General features: G+C 69.0%; 3 protein-coding genes and 1 pseudogene. 2 read left to right on the plus strand and 2 right to left on the minus strand.

All coding sequences use genetic code 11. From position 1 onward, the window contains the following. Nucleotides 1-193: 193 nt before the first annotated feature. A complete protein-coding gene (locus IH13_RS0130605; protein ID WP_031089370.1) occupies nt 194-1,162 on the minus strand; it encodes an alpha/beta hydrolase in 969 nt (322 codons plus the stop codon). A 249-nt stretch (nt 1,163-1,411) separates the two neighbouring features. On the opposite strand from IH13_RS0130605, the gene IH13_RS0130610 reads away from it, so the two are divergent. Beyond that, nucleotides 1,412-2,092: a TetR/AcrR family transcriptional regulator gene (locus IH13_RS0130610; RefSeq protein ID WP_031089372.1), complete on the plus strand. Its 681-nt coding sequence runs from the start codon at nt 1,412-1,414 to the stop codon at nt 2,090-2,092. 57 nt (nt 2,093-2,149) lie between these two features. On the opposite strand, the gene IH13_RS46260 is transcribed toward IH13_RS0130610, so the two are convergent. Beyond that, entirely contained in the window at nt 2,150-2,323 is a 174-nt protein-coding gene (locus IH13_RS46260) for a TetR/AcrR family transcriptional regulator C-terminal ligand-binding domain-containing protein (protein WP_420713419.1), read from the minus strand. Nucleotides 2,324-2,329: 6 nt separating this feature from the next. Between IH13_RS46260 and IH13_RS45185 the strand changes: the two are divergent. Next, a pseudogene (locus IH13_RS45185) lies at nt 2,330-2,458 on the plus strand (IS3 family transposase); the annotation flags it as partial. Between the last annotated feature and the right edge of the window lie 133 nt (nt 2,459-2,591).

The following is a 2,591-nucleotide window of genomic DNA, read 5'->3' on the forward strand; positions in this document are numbered from 1 at the left end:
CGGCCGCTGCCACGGCGACGCTACGGCTGATACGGATACGGTTTGCGGACATGGGTGACTCCTCTGGAGGTTTCAGCGGGTCGCACCGGCCGCCTGATGGACGGCGAGGCCCTGCGGCAGGTGCGGGGAACTGGTCGGACGGGGAATGGACGCGGTCGCTGGTCGCTGGTCGCTGGTCGCGTCCGTCGGGGGTCTACGCGGTGTGGAGTGCGGTGTAGAGGGTGGTGACGGCCTGCGTGATGGCGGCCTGGGCGGCGTGGGTGCCGCGCAAGGCGTTGAGCATGACGAAGTCGTGGATGATGCCCTGGTAGCGGGTGGCGGTGACCGGCACGCCGGCGGCGCGGAGCTTGCCCGCGTAGGCCTCGCCCTCGTCGCGCAGGACGTCGGCCTCGCCGGTGATGACCAGGGCCGGGGGCAGGCCGGTGAGCTGCTCGGTGGTGGCGCGCAGGGGTGAGGCGGTGATCTGCGCCCGTTCGGTCTCGCTGGAGGTGTACTGGTCCCAGAACCACTGCATGCCGTCGCGGCGCAGGAAGTAGCCCTCGGCGAACTGGTGGTAGGAGCCGGTGTCGAAGGCGGCGTCGGTGACCGGGTAGAACAGGACTTGCTGGACCAGGGGGACGTCACCGCGTTCCTTGGCCATCAGGGTGAGGGCGGCGGTCATGTTGCCGCCCACGGAGTCGCCGGCGACCGCGATGCGGGTGGCGTCCAGGTTGTGGGCCGCGCCGTCGCGGACGATCCACTGGGCGACCGCGTAGTTCTGCTCGATGGCGACCGGGTAGCGGGCCTCCGGGGAGAGGTCGTACTCGGGGAAGACCACGGCCGCCTCGGCGCCGGTGGCGAGTTCGCGCACCAGGCGGTCGTGGGTGTGGGCGTTGCCGAACACCCAGCCCGCGCCGTGGATGTAGAGGATGACGGGCAGGCTGCCGGTGACGCCGGCCGGGCGGACGATGCGGGCCTTCACGCTGCCGGTGGGGCCGCCGGTCACGGTGATCCACTCCTCGTCGACGGCCGGCTTGGCGATCTCGCCGGACTGGACCTCGTCGACCGTCTTGCGGCCCTCCACCGGGCCCAGGTCGAACAGGTAGGGCGGGTTCGCGGTCGCCGCGGCGAACTCCGCGGCAGCAGACTCCAGAACCGGAACGGACGGCGCGTACTCAGACATGACAAGACTCCTCAGATGTACGTGGTTGGGGGGATCGCCCGGATGGACCGGACGGTCCGGGTTGATCATCAGGAACACTAGAGCGAAGTTTCGTTACAGTCAATCTCTGTAAAGTAAGTGGGGTCGATCCGTACTCGGCTCCCGCTCCATCCCCATCGGACACCGGGACGGAGTTCGCATGATGTGCTTGTGCGGCAGGGCTGCGTGGACGAACCGGCTTCAAGAACCCTGTGTTCCGGAAGGACCGAGATGACGAAGAAGAAATACGCCGATGCGCCAGCTGACGTGCCCGGTGGGAGCCCGGACGCAAAACCGGCCGCCTCCGCCGGCGGACGGCCGCGAGATCCGGCGATCGAAGAGGCCATCATCCAGGCCACGCGCGAGCGGCTGGCCACCGACGGCTACTCCGCCATGACGATCGGGGACATCGTCGCGGATGCCGGCGTCACGCGGCCGACCCTGTACCGGCGGTGGGCGAACAAGTACGACTTGGTCGTCGACGCCCTCCAGTACGGACTGCGCAAGCAGCGCGAGGCATACCCCCCGCTCGACATGGAGCATATGGCTCCGCGCGACGCGCTCGTCGAGGCGGTGCGGCGTCTCGACCCCCGCTATCACAACAAGCGTGCCATGGCCCTGCACGGCAACTTCATGGCCGAGGCGGAGCGGGCGCCCGACTTGCTGGAGCAGATGCGGGAGTACGGTAACCAGCCCCGCTGCGAGGAGCTGCTGCTGACCCTCGTCTCGCTTCAGCGCCATGGCGCAGTGCGGGAGGATGTGGACCTGGACATGATTGTCACCTTGTGCTTCGGCAGCTACTTCGGCGACTACCTCCGGATCGAACGAGAGACCCCGGCCGACTTCGCGGAACGAGTCGTTGACGCAGTCTGGCCGGCTGTCGCCGCACACGGTGAGGCCTCTTCCGCCTGACGAGGGCTTCCCGGGGTCGCTCCGCACGGATGCGACCCCGGACCCGGGCGGCCGGGCTCAGCCGGTGCGGCCGAGAGACTCTGTCACGAGCCGACGGGCATACGCGGCGTCGAGTCCGTCGGGGCGGAAGAGGATGCGGTACATCAGTGGCGCGACAACATGGTCGATGAGCCTTTCGGCGTCGGGCGTCTCCTCCCTTCGTTCGGTCGCGCGGGTGAGGATGACATCGATCTGTTCGGCGACATCACCTACCTGCCCACCGTCGAGGGCCGGCTCTACCTCGCCTGCTGGCCGGACCTGGCCACCCGCGAGGTCGTCGGCTATGCCATGGCCGACCATCACCGCGCCGAGCTCGTCGTCGACGCGCCTGGCCCGACCGGGCCACCGCCCGCGCCGGGGTCTTCTCCTTCATCGAGACCTTCTGCAACCGCTGCCGACTGCGCAGGCACAAGACCGGTAGGCAGCCTCAAAGCGGAACGGCCGCTACTGCCGGCGGGGG

The organism is Streptomyces sp. NRRL WC-3549, from assembly GCF_000721935.1.
In the GTDB taxonomy this organism is placed as follows: Bacteria; Actinomycetota; Actinomycetes; order Streptomycetales; family Streptomycetaceae; genus Streptomyces.

Excerpts from the sequence above, each read along its gene's own strand:
- IH13_RS0130605 (WP_031089370.1), bottom strand. The coding sequence starts at position 1,162 with ATGTCTGAGTACGCGCCGTCCGTTCCGGTTCTGGAGTCTGCTGCCGCG.
- IH13_RS0130610 (WP_031089372.1), top strand. The coding sequence starts at position 1,412 with ATGACGAAGAAGAAATACGCCGATGCGCCAGCTGACGTGCCCGGTGGG.